Here is a 19,783-nt window from a genome sequence, read left to right as displayed (position 1 = left end):
ACTACGGCGTATCCAGTGCTTTCTCGACGGCATGCTTCAACGCGTCGTATTCCCGTTGCGGGATACCCGTCATTGCAGCACTGACAGACGATATCTCGTCGGCGTAAGCGTCGGGAGCGTCGAATAGCGCGCCCGGTGCCTTGAACTGGCTATCTGTCAGATCATATCGCTCATCATTGATCCGATTGTAGTAGTGCCAGACACCGGGCAACCGCGTGCGCAACACCTCTCCACCGAACATGTCGCAGATGACCGCCGCAGTGACATTGCACTGACCTAAGGCGGGATTGTCCGCCTGCCATTGCACTGCCGTTTTGAGCGACCAGGCCCCATGCAATGCAGAACGTACCGTTTGTTCGTCAAAGGTCATGCGCCACTGCTCTCCGCTTCATTAATGCCAATGCTATCGCCGTCGATGACGAACGCAACACGATCACCGTTCGACGCCTTGACCAGACGGATCGCCCCGGCCACCCTGTACCGAAGCAAAAACAAGCAAAGGGCAGTCATGGCGCACGCGATCTGGCGCGGCAGTTTGGCAACAAGGATCAGGATCGTCAGCGGTCTGATCCTGATGGTCTATCTGACCCTGCACATCCTGAATCTTGCAACGATCCTGATTTCGCCCACGGCTTTTGACACGTTTCAGGCCGCACGCCTTTGGGTGATCCGGTCGGATGTGGGCACGGCAGTGATTATGTCGGCCTTCTTGGCCCATATGCTGTTGTCTCTGGGCAAAGTCGTTGTGGCACGGACGTTGCGCATGCCGCTAACCGACTGGGTGCAAATCCTTTTGGGCCTGCTGATCCCCATCATGTTGGTGGATCACCTGATATACACCCGCGCCGCACACGAGATGCTGGGCGTCACCACGATGTTTGGATACGTCAACCGGCTGATCTGGGGGACGGGGGATGGCTGGGCACAAGCCGTTCTTTTGCTGGTGGCGTGGGGCCATGGCTGGATCGGCCTGCACATGTGGCTGCGCCTGACATCCTGGTGGCAACGGGCCATCCCATGGCTGATCGGCATCGCGGTCATATTGCCGACGCTGGCCCTGGTTGGGTACATGACCTTTGCCCGCACAATCACCGGATTGCTCAGCAATCCGCGCGCTGAAGAGGTGGCGCACGCGGCGTGGAACTGGCCCGACGCACAGGGCTTCGCGGCGCTGGCAGCCGCCGCCAACAACATGACGCTGGCGGTCTGGGCCGTGCTGGGGTTCGCCATTGTCGCCTTTCTGGCGCGGCGCGGGCTCGCGGCCATCGCCCGCCCCATCCGCATCCACTATGTGGACGGGCCCAGCGTCCGGGCCCCGCGTGGTCAGACCATTCTTGAAACCTCCCGCAGCAGCGGTGTCACCCATACGGCTCTGTGTGGTGGGCGGGGTCGGTGTACGACCTGCCGCGTGATTGTCGAGGAAGGGCTGGAAGACTTGCCTGCCCCGTCAGAGGCCGAACAAAAAAGCCTGATCGCTGTGAACGCGCCGCCCAACGCGCGGTTGGCCTGCCAAGTGCGGCCAACAAGCTCGGTTCGGGTGTTCCGCGTCTTTGACCGCGATGGCAAACGCGGGCGCGCCCATGCCAGTCAGGGCAAAGAGGCGCAGCTGGCCGTTCTGTTTCTGGACATGCGCGGGTTCACGGCCCGGACGGATGGGCAATTGCCCTATGACGTTGTGCATCTGCTGAACCGCTTTTTTGACGAGATTGTCCCCCCGATCAACGCCGCTGGCGGGACGGTGGACAAGTATATGGGTGATGGGTTGATGGCGGTGTTCGAAAGCGCCACCGCCGAAATATCCGCCCGCTCCGCCATTCAGGCGGTTGAGGGTATTGGAAAAGCCCTCGCCGATTTCAATCAAAGACTGGACAGCGAAGGCAGCGCACCGGTGGCCATCGGGATCGGCGTGCATCTGGGCAATGTTGTGCTGGGCGAAATTGGCGCTGCGGGTCACGCCCCCCGCACGCTGATCGGTGACACCGTGAACATTGCATCGCGATTGGAAAGCGAGACGAAGGCGCGCGGCGCACAAGTGCTTGTGTCCCTGGACACGTTGCACGCCGCCGGTCTGGACGCGCCCAAGGATGTCGTGGTGTCCTTGTCACTGCGCGGGCGCGAGGCGCCGCTGGAGGCGGTCCCCTTGGCCAATGCAACCGATATCGGCGCCCTTGCGCTGTGGATTGCCGCACCTGCCTGACACTGTTGACGCGGCACACATAGCCGTTACGCATTTGCCACAACTGCGGAAATCCGCGCATTGCAAAAGTTTGTTCTTTCGTGAACAAACTTTCTGTGAAATGTGTTCACCCGTGAACGCAACCGAATGCATGTGATGTCAACCGCACCCAAATCAACACCGGAAAGCGACGACCAGTTGTTCCGCCTGTTGCGGCAGCTGGATCAGGCCTCTGGTGTCACCCAACGCGCTATGGCGCAAGAGATTGGCGTGTCCCTTGGACGCCTCAACACCCTTTTGCGACAGGCCACCGATGCGGGCTTTGTTCAGGTGAATGACATGGACGGCCCGGACAAGCGGCAACGCTTTTCCTACGCGCTCACCACGCGGGGGGCCGCCGAAAAGAACAGGCTCACCGATCAATTCCTCGCCCGCAAGTTCGCGGAATACGACGCACTTTTCGCCGAACTGACCGGCACCACGTCCGGGTTAAACCCCCTGAAACACAGGACCAAATTGATGGAAAACAACCTTGCTCCGATCCCTGAGCTGTATGTCTCCTATGACAGCGCCCAGAAGATGAAGATGGAAGCGGCCGACTTGGTAAGCTGGGATCTGACCCCGCGCCAGATCTGCGACCTGGAATTGCTGATGAATGGCGGTTTCAACCCGCTCAAGGGGTTCCTGTCGGAAGCGGACTACAACGGCGTTGTGGAGACCATGCGCACCGCGGATGGTGCCTTGTGGCCGATGCCTATCACGTTGGATGTAAACGACAAATTCGCGAGCAGCCTCGAAATCGGTCAGGACATCGCCCTGCGCGACCAGGAAGGCGTGATCCTCGCCACCATGACGGTGACTGACCGCTGGACCCCCAACAAGAGCCACGAGGCCGAGAAGGTTTTTGGCGCCGATGACAGCGCCCATCCAGCCGTGAACTACCTGCACAACACTGCGGGCGAGATCTATCTTGGTGGTCCGATCACTGGCATTCAGCAGCCCGTGCATTATGATTTCCGCGGACGTCGCGACACGCCGAATGAGCTGCGCGCCTATTTCCGCAAGATGGGTTGGCGCAAGGTCGTGGCCTTCCAGACCCGCAACCCCCTGCACCGCGCGCACCAGGAACTGACCTTCCGTGCCGCGCGGGAGGCGCAGGCCAACCTGTTGATCCACCCCGTTGTGGGTCTGACCAAGCCCGGTGATGTCGATCACTTTACTCGCGTGCGCTGCTACGAGGCCGTCCTCGACAAGTATCCGCAGGCCACCACGTCGATGAGCTTGCTGAACCTGGCCATGCGCATGGCCGGCCCGCGCGAGGCGGTCTGGCACGGCCTGATCCGCAAGAACCACGGCTGCACCCACTTCATCGTTGGTCGCGACCACGCAGGTCCCGGCAAGAACTCGGCCGGTGAGGATTTCTATGGCCCCTATGACGCGCAGGACCTGTTCCGCGATCATCAGGAGGAGATGGGCATCGAAATGGTCGACTTCAAACACATGGTCTATGTGCAGGAGCGCGCCCAGTACGAACCCAATGACGAGATTGCGGACAAGGACAATGTCACCATCCTGAACATCTCGGGCACCGAACTGCGCCGCCGTCTGTCCGAGGGTCTTGAGATCCCCGAATGGTTCAGCTTCCCCGAAGTGGTCAAGGAGTTGCGCCGCACCAAGCCGCCGCGTTCGCAGCAAGGCTTTACCGTGTTCTTCACGGGCTTCTCAGGCTCGGGCAAGTCGACCATTGCCAACGCGCTGATGGTCAAGCTGATGGAGATGGGTGGCCGTCCTGTGACCCTGCTGGATGGGGACATCGTGCGGAAGAACCTGTCCTCGGAACTGGGCTTTTCGAAAGAGCACCGCGATCTGAACATCCGCCGCATCGGCTATGTCGCGTCCGAGATCACCAAGAACGGTGGCATCGCGATCTGTGCCCCTATTGCGCCCTACGCGACGACCCGTCGGGCCGTGCGCGAGGATATCGAAGAGTTCGGCGCCTTTGTCGAAGTGCACGTCGCCACCTCGATCGAGGAATGCGAGCGCCGCGACCGCAAGGGTCTGTACAAGCTGGCGCGGGAAGGCAAGATCAAGGAATTCACCGGCATCTCCGACCCTTATGACGTGCCACAAAGCCCCGAGCTGAGCGTCGAGACCGAGAATGTGGACGTGGACAACTGCGCCCACCAGGTTTTGCTGAAGCTGGAAAGCATGGGGTTGATCGCCGCCGAGTAAGGCGGGGCGGAGGGCACCTCCGCCTTACTTTAAGACTTAAGGCGCACCATTCTGGTGCGCCTTTTTCGTTTTGTCCCCGCGGGGACAGCCTGTGCGGCGCAATCAGGCGATGTTCAGCAATCTGTGTTCCAGCAAGAATATCAGATGCTTGCGCGGCGCGCGGTGCGGTTTTCGGATGTTAACCACGCAAATGGCACACTGCCCGATGACGGCGGGCGGCGCATCAGGATGCGCCTTACCGGCTTGCACTATAGGTGCAGTTGACCGCTCATCAGGATATGCGCCTGCCCTTCCACGACCACCCCGGTGATGGCGTCACGGGCACCCTCTATGGCCACGCGCGCCTGTCCGGGACGGCCCAAACCGTGCCCTTGTTCAGCAGTGAAGTCCGGGCTGTCGATCAACCCTTCGGACCAGAGATAGGCGGCCATTGCGCCAGTGGCAGAACCGGTGAAGGGGTCCTCTGCCGGGCTGGGTGGTGCCATCAGCAATCGGGCAAAGGTGTCCCCCGCCTTGGTCGCGCCTTCAAGCGTACACCAGAACGGTTCCATCACGTCCGTGCCGTGCACACCCAACGCGCCGAGATAGGTTTGAAAGGCGTCCATGTTGAACGTCGCACGCTCAAGCGTTGCGCGATCCTTGAGCACCGTGATCGTGAAGGGCAGTCCGGTTGACACAACGCGGGGCGGATGAATGATCGCGTCCGCAGTTAGGCCACCCACCGCCGCTACCAGCGCCGGATCGGGATGCGCGCCAAATGTCGGCGCAACCTGAGTCATGCGAATGGACATACCGTCCACTTCGACCGGGACAATCCCGGCGTTGGTTTCGAGGGTCAGGGCGCCATCCGTGATCAGATTGCGGTGACGCAGCGCCGCGACTGTGGCCACCGTTGGGTGGCCGGCAAAGGGGATTTCACGGCTGGCGAGGAAATAGCGGATGCGGATGTCGGCCACATCGGACGGGCCGGTGAACGTACATTCCACCAAAGAGGTTTCGCGCACAAAGGCCATGCACGTCGCGTCGTCCAGCCCAGCGCCGCCATGCACCACGGCGCAGCCATTGCCACCAAAGGCCCGATCGGTGAATGCGTCCACCCAATCGACATCAAAACTCATGCCATGTCCCTTTCCCATCGCGCCGCACTGTCACCGCTCGAACAGCGCATTGCTTGGAGACAAGGTCAAGTCGAAGGCGTGGTTGGCGCAGACCGTGCGGGACGGACGTTGTGCAATTCAAATCTGGGCATTCCGGGCAAGATCGGAAACGGACACGCGGCCAAGCTCTTTTTCGAACACCTGTCTGGCCGCGCCCATCGCTGCCCGAGTTGCGTCGCTTGCGGCATGTTCCAGCAGACAGGGCGACAAAGGTTCCGGTGCGCCGATGGCAAACACACTTGGTGAGCCAAGCGCGATGTAGACATCCATAAGACTGATTTCAGACAAGGGGCGTTGCAGGTGCCAGCCACCGCCGTGCCCCTTGGTCGATGTCACGAGGCCATGCTTGCGCAATCCCCCCATGGTGCGGCGCACCAATGACGCATCCATTCCGAACATCTCGCCCATGCGTTCCGATGTCACTGGCTCATCTATCTCGTCCAGATGCAGCAGTATGTGCAGCACCCTGGGAAGCCGATTGTCTGTTCTCATGGGACATACATATCCGAACTGACATCTTGTGACAATTGTTATCACGAGAGATTGACGGCACCCATCATGTGACATTAAAAGTCACGTGAATCAATCAAGATTGGAGTGCGATAATGTCACTGCTTCACACCTTGCCCCAGCCTGCACCGAAAGCCCAATGGATCGCCGTCTGGGCCCTTTTGGTTGCGGCCTTTGTGTCCCTGCTGGACGTAACGGTGGTGAACCTGGCGGTGCCGAGCATTGCACGGGACCTTGGTGCGACGGGAACGCAATCCCAGTGGATCTTGCTGGCCTATCTGGTGCCCTTTGCCGCGTTGCTGTTGCCTTTGGGGCGGTTTGGCGACGTGCTGGGGCGCCGCCGCCTTTTTCTGATTGGCGTTCTTGCATTTGCAATCGGCGGGCTTGGGGCGGGCACCGCGCAAAACAGTGCAACGCTGATCGTTGCACGCGCCTGTCAGGGCATCGGTGCGGCGACCATGATGCCCCAGGTCCTTGCCCTGACCCAGGTGATCTTGCCGCCCGAGCAAAGGCGGCGTGCGGTTGGGTATTTCGGCATGGTGAGCGCGCTGGGGGCCATCGCGGGCCCGATTGTCGGCGGCCTGATCCTGACCGTCGATCCCTTTGGTCTGGGCTGGCGCATGGTTTTCCTGGCAGCACTCACACCCTGTGTTCTGTCAGCCGCTGTGGTCGCTGTGTATGTGCCCCGTGACGCCACCCGGACCTTGAAGAGGCTTGACGTGCGGAACGGTGCGCTGGTCGCGTTGGCCGTCACCGGATTGGTCTATGCAGCGGTGCAAGGCAGGGTGTTTGGATGGCCCATTTGGATCGTGGCCATTCCCCCGCTCAGTTTGCTGATCTTGGCATATGTGGCACGAAACCAACTGTATCACGTGCGTTCCGGTGTCGAGCCGTTATTGCCCGGTGCGTTGTTGCTGTCCCGCCCGTTTTTGCAAGGTGCCGCGATGATCCTGTTGGTTTTCTGTGGCATCGCGGGGGTTCCATTCCTTCTGGCTCTGGCGTTGCAGGCGGGTCCGCAACTGTCGCCCGGGGCGGTTGCCGTTGCCCTTGTCGCGCATCCGGTGTTCGCGGCCATGGGGGCTGCGATTGCCGGGCGCATCGCACCGGCAAACCCATGGGCGCTGCCCTGCCTTGGATCGGCCTTGACCTGCGGCGGTGTTGTTCTGGTCATCCTGGCCTTCTGGACCTTTGGCGATGGCATCGGGGTCCTATCCCTGCTGTTGCCCCTTTCACTGATCGGGTTTGGCATGGGGCTGAGCAATGTCTCTCTCATGTCGAACACGCTGGCCCTTGCGCCCAAGGAGTTTGCGGGCGCCGCCTCCGGCGTCATTCAAACCGGGCAGCAGATCGGGATCACGCTTAGTATCGCCATTGTTGGTGGTCTGTATCTGGGGCGGCTGGGGTCCACGACGGCAGACGCCGCGGCACTGGCGCTTTTGTTTCCAGCCGTTGTTTTTGCAGCTGCGACGGTGCTTTGCCTGCTTGCTGCGCGCCGGGGGCAACATGAGGTGACAGGGTGACGCCGACCCTCAGACACTCGCCGGGAATGCTTGGCGACAGCCGCGCGGGTTAGGAGAGGACCACTCGCCAAGATGCAGCCGGCAATGGTCCGTCACGTTACGGTAAACTGCCCCATCATCCCGCAGTCTTCATGTTCGAGGATATGGCAGTGATACATGTATGGGGCATCCTCTGGCGCGTCGTGCTCGAACTTGACCAAGACTTCGGACCAGCCTTCATCCACATGAACCATGTCTTTCCAGCCTTGTACATGGGCCGCTGGTTCCGTGCCGTTCTGGGTGAGAATGCGGAAGGAGCATCCGTGGATGTGAAACGGGTGCAACATGTCGTCCACCGCGATCCTCCATATCTCGGTATCGCCCTTGCGGACCCGTTCGTCGATCCTGCCCATGCGCATCGGTTGTCCGTTGATGCTCATCACACCGCCACCGCAGACATTGCCCCAGGCCAGCGCCAGCGCGGCGAGGTCAGCGCCCCCGCCCATCTCAAGCTGGAATGAGCGGGTCGTGGTGGCTTGGGAGCGATCAGGCGGCGAAAGGTTTGCGAGAGTGTTTGGCATGGTGCAGGAAAACCCCTTGTCTCCATTCGCAGTCAGGGTCAGCGCAGCAATCGTCTGGTTGCCGCCGAACAGGTTCGCCAGGAAACCGCCACCTCCGTCCAGGCTGACGTTCAGGGCGTTGCTTTCGACTGACTTCATATCGACAAGCACCTCGTAGCGTTCGCCAGGCGACATCAGGACGCTTTCCGCCTCGACCGCAGAGGCAAGATACCCGCCATCGGATGCGATGACCGTCAGGGGGCCGGTTGTCATCGAGAGCTCCAGAAACCGGGCGGTGCAGGCGTTGAGGATGCGCAAGCGTACCAACCCGGTCGGCACGGATTGTGCAACGGGCGCGATGGCCCCGTTGACCACCAATGTGTCCCCCTCAAACCCATCTTCGAAGACTTGGCCGGTCAGTTCATAGGTCATCTGTCCGGCGGGATCGAACGCCTTGTCCTGAAGAACCAAGGTGAAGTCATCGACGCCGTAGGTCTTGGGCAAGTCGGCTGACAGGCTGGCGTCATCTTCGATCAGCATTACCCCTGCCAGACCCTTGTATGTCTGCTGCGCGGTCTTTCCGTGCATGTGAGAGTGAAACCAGTTCATGGACGCGCTTTGAACGATGGGCACGTCGGGAGACCACGTGGCACCCGGTTCGATCTCTTAATGCGGGCCGCCATCCACGTCGCCCGGAATGTGCAGGCCATGCCAATGCAATGTGGAGACTTCGTTGATGCCGTTGCGCACATCGAAGGGCAGTGTTTGCCCCTGTTGCACCCGCAAGACCGGACCCAGATAGCTGTTGTTGATGCCAAAGGTCTAGCTGGCCGTACCGGTGCCGAAATCGTGGGTACCGGGGCCCAAGGCAAGGGGGATGCGGTCATTGATGCCATCGGTCAGGTTAGTCAACGAGATCACGGGAAGACGTCGCACCGATTGGGCCCATGCCGGACTATCGCTTGCCACAAACGCGCCCGCAGCTGCCGTTCTGTGAAAAGCACGTCTGTCCATTGGAGTCTCCAACCCTTATCAACTATGGTTGATGAATGGGTATCAGAGAGCATTTCATCAACCATGGTTGATAAAACGGATAACAACTTTCTCGGGCAAAACATCAAGGGTCTGATGATGACGCTGCTTGCGCAATGGAACCAGCGGATGGACGAGGCGCGGGCCGAGACGGAATTCGTGACTGTTCGCCCGGCAGACATTCGAGTGTTTACACAGCTTCGCGGACGCACGATCAAACTGTCAGACATACACCGGGAAATGGGGTTTTCACGCCAAGCGGCGCAGCAGGCTGTTGATCGCCTTGTGGCACAGGACATGCTGTCCGTTGACCCGGTTCCCGGCAGCAAGCGGGACAAGGTCGTTTCAATCACCGACAAGGGGCAACGGTGGCGTACGATCGCAGCGTATCAAATCCGAGGCATAGAGGAAGAGATCGCGGACGTGCTTGGAGAAGACGGGCGAGAGGTCATGCGGCAGTGTCTTGTCGAACTGTTATCCAAAACGTCTCCCTGAGAGGGGCAGCGGCATTCCGAATACCCTTCGTAGCCGGATGCAGCGCACTTGATTGCCCGTTCAAATGTGATCGCTGGCCTACCCAGCGATCACAAGCGGATTGAGCCGGGTTGCCTTGGTCATCAAAGCGAAGCCCACGCAAAGCGTAGAAAGACGACGTCCTTTTCGCTATCGCAAGCGGCCAGACGGCTCAGTGTATCAATGTAGTGGTTGGGGTGCGTAGTCGTGCTGACGCGCCAGCGCGAAGGCCAGTTTGCGGTCAGCCACAAGGGCCAGTTGCTGCCCTTCGGCATCGTGCACGGCAAAGAGCTGGTCCAGCCCTTCGGCCTGCTCCTGCACCTCTTGCGGCAGGGCATCCACATCGATGGCCTTTACATAGACCATCCGGCCCACATCGGCGTTCAAATCATAAGGCGTGTTCATGACTTATCCTTTCCTGATGTTGATCGTCTGGACGATTGTTTCGGGCTTTGACCGGGTGAGATCGACGTGTAGCAGACCGTTTTCCATGATGGCTTCGCCCACTTCGACACCGTCGGCGAGGACGAGAACTGCGCTGGAATTGTCGCGCGGCGATGCCACGGTGCAGAAAAGCGCGTTCTTCGGTCTCTTCGGCCTGACGGCCCCGGATCACAAGCTGACGATCTTCCACGGTGATCGACAGGTCAATTTCCGCAAAGCCGGCCACGGCAAGCGTGATGCGGTAGGAATAGTCTGATGTCTGTTCGATATTGAACGGAGGGTAGCCCTCGGAGCTTTTGGCTGTGCGTTCCAGCAGCCGTTCAAGTTGCTCGAGATCCCAACATATGTGGGTACGAGGCAAGGGTCATCTTCGTCATGCGACACGTCCTTTTGGTCAAGCGACAGTCTGTATCCGCCCCTGATGCGGCAGCGGATGGTATAAATATGGGCAGAAACCATGTTGGGAACAAGGTCTAGGCGCATCGCAGGGTTGTGATTATATTAAAGGCTCCGCAATTGCTTGGAATCGCATCATGAATGCTCCTTCTGATATCTCGATGAAGACCGACGAGGTATTGCGCGTTGAACTGGAAGTGTTCAAACGCGAGCATCGTGATTTGGACGAAGCCATTCATGCATTGCAGGAAAAGGCCACGGGCGATCAGCTGACCATCCAGCGCCTGAAGAAGAAAAAGCTTAGGCTGAAGGACCAGATCGCGATCATCGAGGATCGCTTGACCCCTGATATCATCGCCTGATCCCTATTCACTGCGCGTGAGGGTACGCCAGCCATCCTTGTCCACCGCCTTGAGCCGTGCCAGGGCACGTTCAGCATCCGCGCGGATCGTGTCCTTGCTTTGATCCTTTACGCCTTCGATCTGGGCCACCAGTGCGTCGATCTCGGGCAGGTCCGTCTTGGTTGCCGCCGCGAGGGTCTGCAATGCTTCGAGCACCTTGCCCAGTTGCGTGCCGTAGCTGGCCACGTCTGTCTGGATCCTGGCCTCAATCTCGGCGCTGCCTGCGATATCAGGGGAAAAGACGCGCGGCACGATTTCTTGCGTCACATCGCCCGAAAAAGGGGCGCGGAACATGGGGGCCCAGACGTCAAATGGGGTCATCATTTTGCAATCTCCTTGTCTCAATGCTGCCAGCCTTGCCGCAGTGCAGCATCGTGTCAAATGAAACCCGCTGTGCCGCCATTGCCCCGCGCCGCGATCTGGCTATAGTGCGCGCTTTCTGACCGCAGGGCGATTTGAGATGACAGACACCCCTCCCCCCGTTGGCATCATCATGGGCAGCCAGTCGGATTGGCCCACCATGCGCGAGGCTGCCGAGATGCTGGACGCGCTTGAGGTGCCGTACGAGGCGCGCATCGTGTCCGCCCACCGCACGCCGGATCGGCTGTGGGATTACGGCAAGACGGCTGTGGACCGGGGACTGAAGGTCATCATTGCAGGTGCTGGCGGTGCGGCCCATTTACCGGGCATGATTGCGTCAAAGACGCGCGTGCCTGTGATTGGTGTGCCGGTTCAAACTAAGGCGCTGAGCGGGGTTGATAGCCTGTATTCCATTCTGCAGATGCCCCGCGGCTTTCCCGTGGCAACTATGGCGATTGGGGCAGCAGGCGCGGCCAATGCAGGATTGATGGCGGCTGGCATTCTGGCCGTGTCGGACCCGGCCTTGGCCGAGCGGCTGGAGGCGTGGCGCGACGCCCTGTCCGCCTCAATACCAGAGGTGCCAAGCGATGACTGAGCCACTGGCGCCGGGATCGACCATTGGAATTCTGGGCGGCGGCCAGTTGGGCCGTATGCTGTCTGTCGCCGCGAGCCGTCTGGGCTTTCGCACGCATATCTTTGACCCATCCGCGCAACCACCCGCGGGTGATGTCGCACATATGGTGACAACAGCGCCTTACGAAGACAACGACGCCCTTTACGCCTTTGCCACGACGGTTGACGCTGTAACTTATGAATTCGAGAACATCCCCACGCTGACGCTGGATGCCCTTGAGGATCACGTACCCATCCGTCCGGGCCGCGAAGCGCTGCGGGTGAGCCAGGATCGTTTGGTCGAAAAGGACTTCCTGACCGGTCTGGGGCTGAAGACTGCGCCTTTTGCGGATGTGTCGGACATAGACGCCCTTACCGCCGCGCTCGCTGATATTGGCACACCGGCGATCCTGAAGACCCGTCGCTTTGGCTATGATGGCAAGGGACAGGCCCGCATCATGGATGCAGCGGGGGCCGAGGCAGCGCTTGCCGAGATGAAGGGCGCGCCCGCGATCCTGGAAGGCTTTGTCGATTTCAGCCACGAGGTGTCCGTCATCGCGGCCCGTGGGCTAGATGGGGCTGTTGCCTGCTTCGATCCCGGCGAAAACGTGCACAAGGATGGTATCCTGCACACCACCACCGTCCCTGCCCGCCTGAGCGCCAGCCAGCGCACGGACGCGGTCTTGCTCGCTGCCAACATCCTGAATGCTCTGGACTATGTTGGCGTGCTAGGCGTTGAGTTGTTTGTGACGCCTAAAGGCCTGATCGTGAACGAGATTGCGCCGCGTGTACACAATTCCGGGCACTGGACCCAGAATGGGTGCGTTGTGGACCAGTTCGAGCAGCATATCCGCGCCATTGCGGGCTGGCCGCTGGGTAATGGTCAGCGTCATTCGGATGTTGTGATGGAAAACCTGATCGGAGATGATGTCGACCGGGTTCCGGCATTGGCCGCCGAGGCGGGCACCGCCGTGCATCTTTATGGCAAGGCCGAGGCCCGTCCGGGCCGCAAGATGGGCCATGTGAACCGGGTGGTCGGCTAGGCCGCTGCCACGAAGCGTTGCGCGATATCACCGGACATGTAGCTGACCCGCCCGCCCGAGAGTGTGGCGGCCACCCGGTCCGTTTCATCCAGGATCACGATATCCGCCCGTTTGCCCGGTGAAAGCGTGCCGCGATCCGTGAGTCCCAGCACTTTTGCCGGGCCGGATGACACAAGCGCCCAGGCTCCGGCCAAATCCATCAACCCAGTTTTGGCCAGCATCAGCGCGGCGCGGCGCGGCGATGGGTAGTGGTAGTCGGATGCGATCGCGTCACAAAGCCCCATGGTGATCAGGTCCAGAGCGGAGGCGTTACCCTTGTGCGACCCGCCCCGGACGACATTGGGTGATCCCAGCACGACGAGGTCGCCTGCCGTGTGTGCGGCCTCTGCCGCCTCTGCTGTTTCAGGGAACTCGGCAACGGTGGCCCCACGCGCGCGCCATGCGGCGCGCTGACCACCGGTAGTGTCGTCGTGACTACCGATTTGCACACCTTGCTGCCGAAGCTGCACGCACAGCGCATCAAGCGCCTCGGGCACCTCATCCCCGCGCGCATTCAGGTCCAACAGCATCTGGAAATGGACATCCGGGTTCCGCCCCGCCTTGAGCGCCTGCCCCGTCAGGCGCGGCGGTTTGCGTCCCTCGGCCAAGCGGTCATGCGGCAAGTGGTCGTTGAAGACAACATAGCCCACCTGCCAATCCGCAATCCGCTGCGGCATGTCCGCATAGAGGTCGAGCATATGAGTTTCGAACCGCAATTGCGGGCGCAGGTCTGTTACAACGTCACCGCGCGTGGCGATCATGGCGTTGAACACCTGATCGGCAAAGTCGAGGCTGCGCAGCCCGCCTTCCCAGCTGATGAACTGTGCCATAACGGCAGTGGTGATACCATTGGCCGCAATCTCGGCCTCGGCCGCGACAATCCCTTCGTTCATCTGCTTCATCGCGCCGCGGCGCGGGGCCATGTGCCGTTCGAACCCGTCGCCATGTACGTCGATGATTCCGGGCAGGATGCGGTAACCGCCTAGGTCGACGGACCGGCCCACGGGTGCATCGACCACAACACCATCGGCCATCGACAGGCGGGCGGTTTCCAGTCCGGAGGGCAGCAGAACGGCACCACCAACCAGATCAATCTTCAGCATCATCGCTTCCTTGCAGGCAATCGCCGTCCGGACATCCCAACTGTTCCAGCACGGCATCGATCCAGCGGAGTTCGCGGTCAAAGGCGCCATTGTCAAGAAAGGTCAGCACCTGCGCGATGACATTCGGGTTGTTCATCATGAAGGTGTGGGTGACAGGCAGCACGATGTGATCGGCCATACCCGCCACCGGGGTGGCCAGCACCGACACCTTGCCATCATCCCGCCCCGGCAGGAGCGACGAGAAATACGGATTAAGGGATTGTTCCCCAGCGATAATGCCCACCGGGTACGTGACGGCGGGCAAGCTGCGCGGCAGGCTGTCATCACCCGTGCCAAGTTGCCGGCCTGCGGGGCCGTTGAACCAGCCGAAAGCCTCAAGGTCACCAAGTTCATCCACCACTTCGCTGCCACGGTTGGGCGGGGCCAGCATCACCACACGGCCCAGATTGGCGGGCACGCCATGGTTGGCAAACCAATAGCGCACAAGAATGCCCCCCATGGAGTGCGTGACGAAATGCACCATTTCGGCACCGCAGCTTTCGAGGGCACGGGGCACAACGTCACGCGCCAGCGTCTCAACCGTTTCGTTGGTGGACGGATAGCCCGGGCGTACAACGCGGTAGCCATCCGTGAGCAGCGCCTGTTGCAGCACCAGAAGCGATGCCTCGGTCCGCGCGAGGCCATGCAACAGCACCACGCAGTCGGCGCGGGCGCCGGTCGCCAAGAGGGCCAGAACGAGGGCGGCAATCCATCTCATACCCTTGAGATAGCCCCACGCGCCCGCTTATGGAATGATTACGCGTCGTCGCCCTTGGAAAGGTTTTACCCATGCGCCCGAAATCCCCCCGCATTGCCGTGCGCGCCGTTATCGTTGAGGATGACCGCTTGTTGATGGTCAACGCATGGCATACGGCCAAGAGCGCCTTGATGTGTGCCCCCGGAGGCGGGGTCGAGGTTGGCAGCAGCTTGCCGGACAACCTGGCGCGTGAGGTCCATGAAGAAACCGGGCTGACGGTCGAAGTTGGCGCGCCGTGTCTGGTCAATGAATACCATGATCCGCCCAGCCAGTTTCATCAGGTCGAGGTGTTCTTTCGCTGCACCATTGTTCCGGGGACGCTGCGCCCGGAGGTTTGGCACGATGCCGAAGCGGTTGTTACCGAGCGGCGTTGGCTGACGGCAGAGGAACTGTCGCAGGTGCCGCACAAGCCCGACAGCCTTGGGGCTGTTGCCTTTGGCGGCGCAGGTGTCAGTTACGACCCGATTGAGCCGCTGATGCGGTGATTGCAATTGCGATGCCGCCAATGACCAGGGCTGCGGAAAGCGCAAGCGTGAGCGACAGGGCTTCGCCCAAAAGCAAGGCACCAGCTGCGATTGCGATGATGGGCACGCTCAGCTGCACCACCGCCGCTGTCTGACCCTGAAGCTGTGGCAGCACCGAATACCACAAGGCGTAGCCAAGCCCCGACGTGACGGCCCCCGACAGGATGGCAAGCGCAATGCCAGATGGCGCGGCGTGCAAGCCCGTTCCAAGCAACAAGACTGCCAGCAGTGGTGTGGCGACAACAAAGTTGGCCGCTGTCGCGGACAGCGGGTCCTGCGCCCCTTTGCCCGCAAGGGTGTACGCGGCCCAGCCAAGTCCCGCGATGACCATCAAGAGGGCACCGGCGATGTCTCCGCCTGCCCCATCCGTCGGCCAGAGGGCGATCAACAGCCCGGCAAAGGCAATGCCTGCCCCCGCAACCTGCCGCACCGTGGGTCGCGCCCCACGCATGGCCGACCAGCCGAACATGCTGACCTGCACCGTGCCGAACAGGATCAGCGCCCCAAGGCCCGCATCCAGCGTCACATAGGCCAGCGAAAACCCGATCATGTATGCAGCGAGGCTTGTGGCCCCGACAAGTCGTCCGCGTTGTAGCAGTGGAAGGCCACCGCCGCGCACCGTGAGGATCATGCAAAGGGCAACGGCCCCCGCCAAAATGCGGATCATCGCAAAGCTGGACGGGTCAATGGCACCGATGTCGACCGCCATACGGTTCAGGACCGAATTGGCGGCGAAGGCAATCATGGTGAGGCAGGTCAAAAGGATCAGGCGCATGGTATCAGCGGTGTGGAATGCCGAGGTTGCCGATGGCAAGTGCCGTTTCAAGGTCTGACAGAAAGTTGTGGACCTGGGTGCGGGACGTGAAGTGATACTTGGTCTTTTCCCGAGGCGCGTTTTCATAGAGAGCACGTGCCCTTTCGCGGGCGCTGTTGCGCGTCCGCCAAATGAAGGACAGGAAGTCCCAATCCAGCTGTTCCGGGCACCCTTCGGGCAAGTCCGGTCGGCTTTGACCGAAATACCGCAGGGACCGCCACAGCACGCGACGCAGGCGCAGTCCGACAGGCAGGTCGAGCCAGATCAGCGTATCGGCACGGGCCAGCCGCTCGGGCCATGTTGCGGTGTGTCCGCCTTCGAAAATCCACTTGGGCTGTTCAATGGCGTCGAGTGTCATCCGCGTCTTCTCGGCCCTGTCACGCTCGACCCATCCGGGTTTCCAGTGGATGTGGTCGATATGGATGACGGGGAGAAACGTCTTGTCCCCCAGATGCCGCGCCAGGGTCGATTTGCCGGATCCGGGCTGCCCGATGATCATTACACGCTGCATGTGTCGGACCGTGGCGCAAGGTGGGAACAGGTGCAATAGGACGCGCCGCGATTGGAGCCTGAGCACCGGCAGATGCATGTCCGGGCCGACCCGCCAGCAGCTCTTGTGTCTGCTCAGCATAGCTCCATATAGTTATCATGCTAACCATTTGGAGAATCTGCCATGACCGAGCTCAGCGTGTTCGCTACCATTCGTCCGAAACCCGAGCATAAATCAGACGCCCTAGCGGCAATCGAGGGTATTCTGTCGGCCACCCGCGCCGAGCCGGGGTGCCACCGGTTTGAGTTGAATGTGGGAGTGGAGGACACAGGCGCACTCTATCTTGTGGAGCATTGGGCGGACGACGCCGCGCTCGATGCGCATTATGACATGGACTATATAAAACGTGTCTTTGCCACCTATGAGGACTGGCTGGCAGAACCGGTTGAAATCGTGCGGATGCGGCGGCACGCCTGATGTTCTTTCTGAAAGAGCTGCCCAGCACTGAAATGATTGCAGGCGTGACGGCGGACGTCCCCAACGTTGACGCAGCACACGTGCTGACCGTGCTGGAGCGTCTGCGCCAAGCAAGTATCCTGCTGCGCGACATTGAGGCGTTCCTGCGCACCCACACCCTTTCACAAACGCAGTTTCTGTCGTTGATGATGATCGTGCGGGAACCTGATCGCGACAGCCTGTCGGCGGCTGAAATTGCCAAACGGCTGGATGTGTCAAAGCCGGTGCTGAGCAAGGCGATTGGAAGCCTGATGGACAAGGGGTTACTTGCCCCCGCCACCAAGCAACCTGCCGACCAACGCCAAAAGCAACTGAGCCTGACAGAAAAGGGTCACGGGGTTTTTGCCGGTGTCCTGCCCGGTTACTTCGCCCTTTTGCACAAGTCCGAAGTATGAGCGTTCAAGGGCCAAGTGATCCCCCCGCCCGTGTGGTCAAAGCGAAACAGGTTCGCTTGCACATCTTGCCGGAGCGATGCCTCCACTCTTGAATCCGAGGTGCAATCAGCGGGCGATTGCTTCGCCCATTCATGTGTTTCTTTGTCGGCACAAAACGTAACTCTTACTGTTGCATTAAATTCGCAACTCAATAAGTTACGTAACTTGTATATCAAGCAAAGGAGTGATGCATGTCAGATACCCGTCTTCCGGTCACGGTGCTCTCAGGCTTTCTTGGCGCGGGAAAGACCACGCTGCTGAACCGTGTCCTTAACAATCGCGACGGTCGCCGGGTCGCGGTGATCGTGAATGACATGTCCGAGGTGAATATCGATGCAGACCTCGTGCGCGCGGACACGGAACTCAGCCGGACGGACGAAACTCTGGTCGAGATGTCGAATGGCTGCATCTGCTGCACTTTGCGCGACGACCTGTTGGACGAAGTGCGCCGTCTGGCTGCCGAAGGGCGTTTCGACTACCTGTTGATCGAATCCACAGGTATTTCCGAACCATTGCCTGTGGCTGCAACGTTCGACTTCACGGATGAGGCTGGCGACAGCCTCTCGGACGTTGCGCGGCTTGATACGATGGTGACGGTCGTTGATGCGGTGAACCTGTTGAACGATTTTGCATCGCATGACTTCCTGCGCGACCGGGGCGAGACCATGGGAGAGGAAGATGAACGCACCCTCGTCCACCTTCTGACTGACCAGATCGAGTTCGCCGACGTGGTCATCCTGAACAAGGTCGCCGACGCAGGTTCAGAAAAGGTCGATGCCGCCCGAAAGATTATCCGCAGCCTCAATGCCGATGCCGAAATCATCGAAACCAACCAATCTGCGGTCGACGCACAGAAAATTCTCGATACCGGTCGCTTCGACTTCGAGAAGGCGCACGAACATCCCATGTGGGCCAAGGAGCTGTATGGATTTGCCGACCACGTTCCAGAGACGGAAGAATATGGCGTGGCCTCTTACGTGTATCGGGCCCGGCTCCCATTTGTTCCGGAGCGTATTCTTGAGGTTCTAAACAGCGATCTGCCGGGCGTGATCCGGGCCAAGGGGCATTTCTGGATATCCACGCGCCCCGATTGGGTGGCTGAGTTTTCTCTGGCCGGAGCGCTGTCCAGCGTCCAACCCTTGGGCACTTGGTGGGCCTCGGTTCCAGAGAAGCGACGCCCGACGCATGACAGCGCCCGCGCGTATATGGAGGCGCATTGGCAGGAACCATGGGGCGACCGCCGCCAAGAGATCGTATTCATTGGTGCAGGTATCGATTGGCAGACCCTGAAGGCGCGATTGGACACGTGCCTTGTCCCGGCTGTTGCTGCCAAGGAGCCTGATGACTTGCCAGACTACCCCGATCCATTCCCGATCTGGAAACGGGTGGAGGATGCGGCATGAATTTCGTGCGAGACGTGATCAAGGATGCCGCCATAGGCGTGGGGATCGCGGATGATCCAGAATCGCTCGATACATTCCTGAAACCGGGGTGCGCGGCCGCGATATGGCGTCGGCAAATCCCACCGAGTGTTCAAGGCTGGCTAAACGCACTTGACCCGGACGTTCTGCCGCGCGGTCGTGTCATGCTGCCGACCAGCGCAGTCGCTGAGACGGTCGGGCATCTGTTCGACATGTCCGGTTTGCCGTCTGGACCCGAACGGGACTGGCTGCAGGCAGATATCAGCTTGCTCGCCGACACGTTTGCGGACCTGATGTCTGCCGCTTTACTGCGGCTGCGTCTGGATGTGGTGACGACCAACGCCTGCCGCAAGTTCCACATCGACGCCGTAACCGCGCGATTGGTCTGCACCTATCGTGGCACCGGAACACAGTACGGCGTGTCGCCCCGTGGGAACGCGCCGGGACGCGTGTTTACTGTCCCAACGGGCGCTCCGATCCTGCTGCGCGGAACACTTTGGCCCGCCGCCCAGCCGTCGTCCGGCCTGTTGCATCGCTCGCCCCCGATCGAGGGCACTGGCGAAACCCGTCTCGTGCTTGTGCTGGACCCCATATCTGAGCCGGACGGTGAGGAGTGAGCGCAACCTCTGCCAATCATGCAGTTGATTGTCCGCATTGAACGCTGAGCCAACAATACAGAAAAAAGAGGCCGCCCTGTTGGACGGCCTCTCT

At 60.5% G+C, this 19,783-nt stretch carries 24 protein-coding genes and 2 pseudogenes; 12 read left to right on the top strand and 14 right to left on the bottom strand.

The features are described 5' to 3' along the window. Window position 1: 1 nt before the first annotated feature. Both ACZ1HN_RS09650 and ACZ1HN_RS09645 read right to left on the bottom strand, forming a co-directional pair. Window positions 2-370 carry a YunG family protein gene (locus ACZ1HN_RS09650; protein WP_472727332.1) on the bottom strand — a complete coding sequence of 123 codons (369 nt, stop codon included), beginning with the start codon at window positions 368-370 and terminating at the stop codon, window positions 2-4. Then, window positions 367-510 carry a hypothetical protein gene (locus ACZ1HN_RS09645; protein WP_472727331.1) on the bottom strand — a complete coding sequence of 48 codons (144 nt, stop codon included), beginning with the start codon at window positions 508-510 and terminating at the stop codon, window positions 367-369. The genes ACZ1HN_RS09650 and ACZ1HN_RS09645 overlap by 4 nt, the downstream gene beginning before the upstream one ends. Between ACZ1HN_RS09645 and ACZ1HN_RS09640 the strand changes: the two genes are divergently transcribed. Both ACZ1HN_RS09640 and ACZ1HN_RS09635 read left to right on the top strand, forming a co-directional pair. Further along, window positions 509-2,197, top strand: coding sequence for an adenylate/guanylate cyclase domain-containing protein (locus ACZ1HN_RS09640; RefSeq protein ID WP_299705476.1), 1,689 nt, complete (start codon window positions 509-511; stop codon window positions 2,195-2,197). The genes ACZ1HN_RS09645 and ACZ1HN_RS09640 overlap by 2 nt on opposite strands. A gap of 135 nt (window positions 2,198-2,332) precedes the next feature. Further along, a complete protein-coding gene (locus tag ACZ1HN_RS09635; RefSeq protein ID WP_472727330.1) occupies window positions 2,333-4,408 on the top strand; it encodes a bifunctional sulfate adenylyltransferase/adenylylsulfate kinase in 2,076 nt (691 codons plus the stop codon). A 248-nt stretch (window positions 4,409-4,656) separates the two neighbouring features. Here the strand turns inward: ACZ1HN_RS09635 and ACZ1HN_RS09630 are convergent, their stop codons facing one another. Both ACZ1HN_RS09630 and ACZ1HN_RS09625 read right to left on the bottom strand, forming a co-directional pair. Then, a complete protein-coding gene (locus ACZ1HN_RS09630; RefSeq protein WP_472727329.1) occupies window positions 4,657-5,526 on the bottom strand; it encodes a PhzF family phenazine biosynthesis protein in 870 nt (289 codons plus the stop codon). Window positions 5,527-5,643: 117 nt separating this feature from the next. Continuing rightward, window positions 5,644-6,057 carry an RrF2 family transcriptional regulator gene (locus ACZ1HN_RS09625; protein WP_472727328.1) on the bottom strand — a complete coding sequence of 138 codons (414 nt, stop codon included), beginning with the start codon at window positions 6,055-6,057 and terminating at the stop codon, window positions 5,644-5,646. Between the two features lie 113 nt (window positions 6,058-6,170). Here ACZ1HN_RS09625 and ACZ1HN_RS09620 point away from each other — a divergent pair, with 113 nt between their 5' ends. Further along, on the top strand, window positions 6,171-7,595 hold the full coding sequence (locus tag ACZ1HN_RS09620; RefSeq protein WP_472727327.1) for an MFS transporter: 1,425 nt from the start codon (window positions 6,171-6,173) through the stop codon (window positions 7,593-7,595). A 92-nt stretch (window positions 7,596-7,687) separates the two neighbouring features. Here ACZ1HN_RS09620 and ACZ1HN_RS09615 read toward each other — a convergent pair whose 3' ends face one another. From ACZ1HN_RS09615 to ACZ1HN_RS09605, 3 genes and pseudogenes are all read right to left on the bottom strand, one after another. Continuing rightward, complete coding sequence (locus ACZ1HN_RS09615) at window positions 7,688-8,293, bottom strand: multicopper oxidase domain-containing protein (RefSeq protein ID WP_472729302.1); 606 nt, start codon at window positions 8,291-8,293, stop codon at window positions 7,688-7,690. Then, window positions 8,285-8,947, bottom strand: a pseudogene (locus ACZ1HN_RS09610) (multicopper oxidase domain-containing protein); the annotation flags it as partial. The gene ACZ1HN_RS09615 and the pseudogene ACZ1HN_RS09610, both read right to left, overlap by 9 nt. 9 nt (window positions 8,948-8,956) lie before the next feature. Beyond that, window positions 8,957-9,148, bottom strand: a complete 192-nt coding sequence (locus ACZ1HN_RS09605; protein ID WP_472727326.1) for a hypothetical protein — start codon at window positions 9,146-9,148, stop codon at window positions 8,957-8,959. Between the two features lie 63 nt (window positions 9,149-9,211). On the opposite strand from ACZ1HN_RS09605, the gene ACZ1HN_RS09600 reads away from it, so the two are divergent. Beyond that, window positions 9,212-9,661, top strand: coding sequence for a MarR family winged helix-turn-helix transcriptional regulator (locus ACZ1HN_RS09600; RefSeq protein WP_472727325.1), 450 nt, complete (start codon window positions 9,212-9,214; stop codon window positions 9,659-9,661). A gap of 198 nt (window positions 9,662-9,859) precedes the next feature. Here ACZ1HN_RS09600 and ACZ1HN_RS09595 read toward each other — a convergent pair whose 3' ends face one another. Together ACZ1HN_RS09595 and ACZ1HN_RS09590 are read right to left on the bottom strand one after the other, a co-directional pair. After that, window positions 9,860-10,084, bottom strand: a complete 225-nt coding sequence (locus ACZ1HN_RS09595; RefSeq protein WP_299210236.1) for a DUF1150 family protein — start codon at window positions 10,082-10,084, stop codon at window positions 9,860-9,862. Window positions 10,085-10,087: 3 nt separating this feature from the next. Continuing rightward, window positions 10,088-10,500, bottom strand: a pseudogene (locus ACZ1HN_RS09590) (Hsp20 family protein). 156 nt (window positions 10,501-10,656) lie between these two features. Between ACZ1HN_RS09590 and ACZ1HN_RS09585 the strand changes: the two are divergent. Next, on the top strand, window positions 10,657-10,881 hold the full coding sequence (locus tag ACZ1HN_RS09585; protein ID WP_299210241.1) for a YdcH family protein: 225 nt from the start codon (window positions 10,657-10,659) through the stop codon (window positions 10,879-10,881). Between the two features lie 3 nt (window positions 10,882-10,884). Here the strand turns inward: ACZ1HN_RS09585 and ACZ1HN_RS09580 are convergent, their stop codons facing one another. Continuing rightward, window positions 10,885-11,244, bottom strand: a complete 360-nt coding sequence (locus ACZ1HN_RS09580) for a hypothetical protein (RefSeq protein WP_472727324.1) — start codon at window positions 11,242-11,244, stop codon at window positions 10,885-10,887. A gap of 136 nt (window positions 11,245-11,380) precedes the next feature. Between ACZ1HN_RS09580 and purE the strand changes: the two genes are divergently transcribed. Both purE and ACZ1HN_RS09570 read left to right on the top strand, forming a co-directional pair. Beyond that, on the top strand, window positions 11,381-11,875 hold the full coding sequence (gene purE, locus ACZ1HN_RS09575) for a 5-(carboxyamino)imidazole ribonucleotide mutase (RefSeq protein WP_472727323.1): 495 nt from the start codon (window positions 11,381-11,383) through the stop codon (window positions 11,873-11,875). Further along, complete coding sequence (locus ACZ1HN_RS09570) at window positions 11,868-12,935, top strand: 5-(carboxyamino)imidazole ribonucleotide synthase (protein WP_472727322.1); 1,068 nt, start codon at window positions 11,868-11,870, stop codon at window positions 12,933-12,935. The genes purE and ACZ1HN_RS09570 overlap by 8 nt, the downstream gene beginning before the upstream one ends. On the opposite strand, the gene ACZ1HN_RS09565 is transcribed toward ACZ1HN_RS09570, so the two are convergent. Then, a complete protein-coding gene (locus ACZ1HN_RS09565) occupies window positions 12,932-14,080 on the bottom strand; it encodes an alpha-D-ribose 1-methylphosphonate 5-triphosphate diphosphatase (RefSeq protein WP_472727321.1) in 1,149 nt (382 codons plus the stop codon). The genes ACZ1HN_RS09570 and ACZ1HN_RS09565 overlap by 4 nt on opposite strands. Then, the gene (locus ACZ1HN_RS09560; RefSeq protein WP_472727320.1) at window positions 14,064-14,834 is read right to left on the bottom strand and encodes an alpha/beta hydrolase; all 771 of its coding nucleotides are present in this window, start codon (window positions 14,832-14,834) and stop codon (window positions 14,064-14,066) included. The genes ACZ1HN_RS09565 and ACZ1HN_RS09560 overlap by 17 nt, the downstream gene beginning before the upstream one ends. A 71-nt stretch (window positions 14,835-14,905) precedes the next feature. On the opposite strand from ACZ1HN_RS09560, the gene ACZ1HN_RS09555 reads away from it, so the two are divergent. Further along, entirely contained in the window at window positions 14,906-15,358 is a 453-nt protein-coding gene (locus ACZ1HN_RS09555) for an NUDIX domain-containing protein (protein WP_299772867.1), read from the top strand. Here the strand turns inward: ACZ1HN_RS09555 and ACZ1HN_RS09550 are convergent. Both ACZ1HN_RS09550 and ACZ1HN_RS09545 read right to left on the bottom strand, forming a co-directional pair. Continuing rightward, on the bottom strand, window positions 15,324-16,172 hold the full coding sequence (locus tag ACZ1HN_RS09550) for a DMT family transporter (protein ID WP_472727319.1): 849 nt from the start codon (window positions 16,170-16,172) through the stop codon (window positions 15,324-15,326). The genes ACZ1HN_RS09555 and ACZ1HN_RS09550 overlap by 35 nt on opposite strands. A gap of 4 nt (window positions 16,173-16,176) precedes the next feature. Further along, the gene (locus ACZ1HN_RS09545; protein ID WP_472727318.1) at window positions 16,177-16,722 is read right to left on the bottom strand and encodes a P-loop NTPase family protein; all 546 of its coding nucleotides are present in this window, start codon (window positions 16,720-16,722) and stop codon (window positions 16,177-16,179) included. A gap of 162 nt (window positions 16,723-16,884) precedes the next feature. On the opposite strand from ACZ1HN_RS09545, the gene ACZ1HN_RS09540 reads away from it, so the two are divergent. The 4 genes from ACZ1HN_RS09540 to ACZ1HN_RS09525 all read left to right on the top strand — a co-directional run bounded on the left by ACZ1HN_RS09540 (window position 16,885) and on the right by ACZ1HN_RS09525 (window position 19,689). Next, a complete protein-coding gene (locus ACZ1HN_RS09540) occupies window positions 16,885-17,178 on the top strand; it encodes a putative quinol monooxygenase (RefSeq protein ID WP_472727317.1) in 294 nt (97 codons plus the stop codon). Beyond that, window positions 17,178-17,612 carry a MarR family transcriptional regulator gene (locus ACZ1HN_RS09535; RefSeq protein WP_472727316.1) on the top strand — a complete coding sequence of 145 codons (435 nt, stop codon included), beginning with the start codon at window positions 17,178-17,180 and terminating at the stop codon, window positions 17,610-17,612. The genes ACZ1HN_RS09540 and ACZ1HN_RS09535 overlap by 1 nt, the downstream gene beginning before the upstream one ends. Before the next feature lie 230 nt (window positions 17,613-17,842). Then, the gene (locus ACZ1HN_RS09530; RefSeq protein ID WP_472727315.1) at window positions 17,843-19,054 is read left to right on the top strand and encodes a GTP-binding protein; all 1,212 of its coding nucleotides are present in this window, start codon (window positions 17,843-17,845) and stop codon (window positions 19,052-19,054) included. After that, window positions 19,051-19,689 carry a DUF1826 domain-containing protein gene (locus ACZ1HN_RS09525; RefSeq protein ID WP_472727314.1) on the top strand — a complete coding sequence of 213 codons (639 nt, stop codon included), beginning with the start codon at window positions 19,051-19,053 and terminating at the stop codon, window positions 19,687-19,689. The genes ACZ1HN_RS09530 and ACZ1HN_RS09525 overlap by 4 nt, the downstream gene beginning before the upstream one ends. The last annotated feature ends 94 nt before the right edge of the window (window positions 19,690-19,783 follow it).

The organism is Tateyamaria sp. GN1-10 (assembly GCF_055693845.1).
Note: the sequence above shows the minus strand (reverse complement) of the source record. Positions and strands in the feature narration are given on the sequence as shown.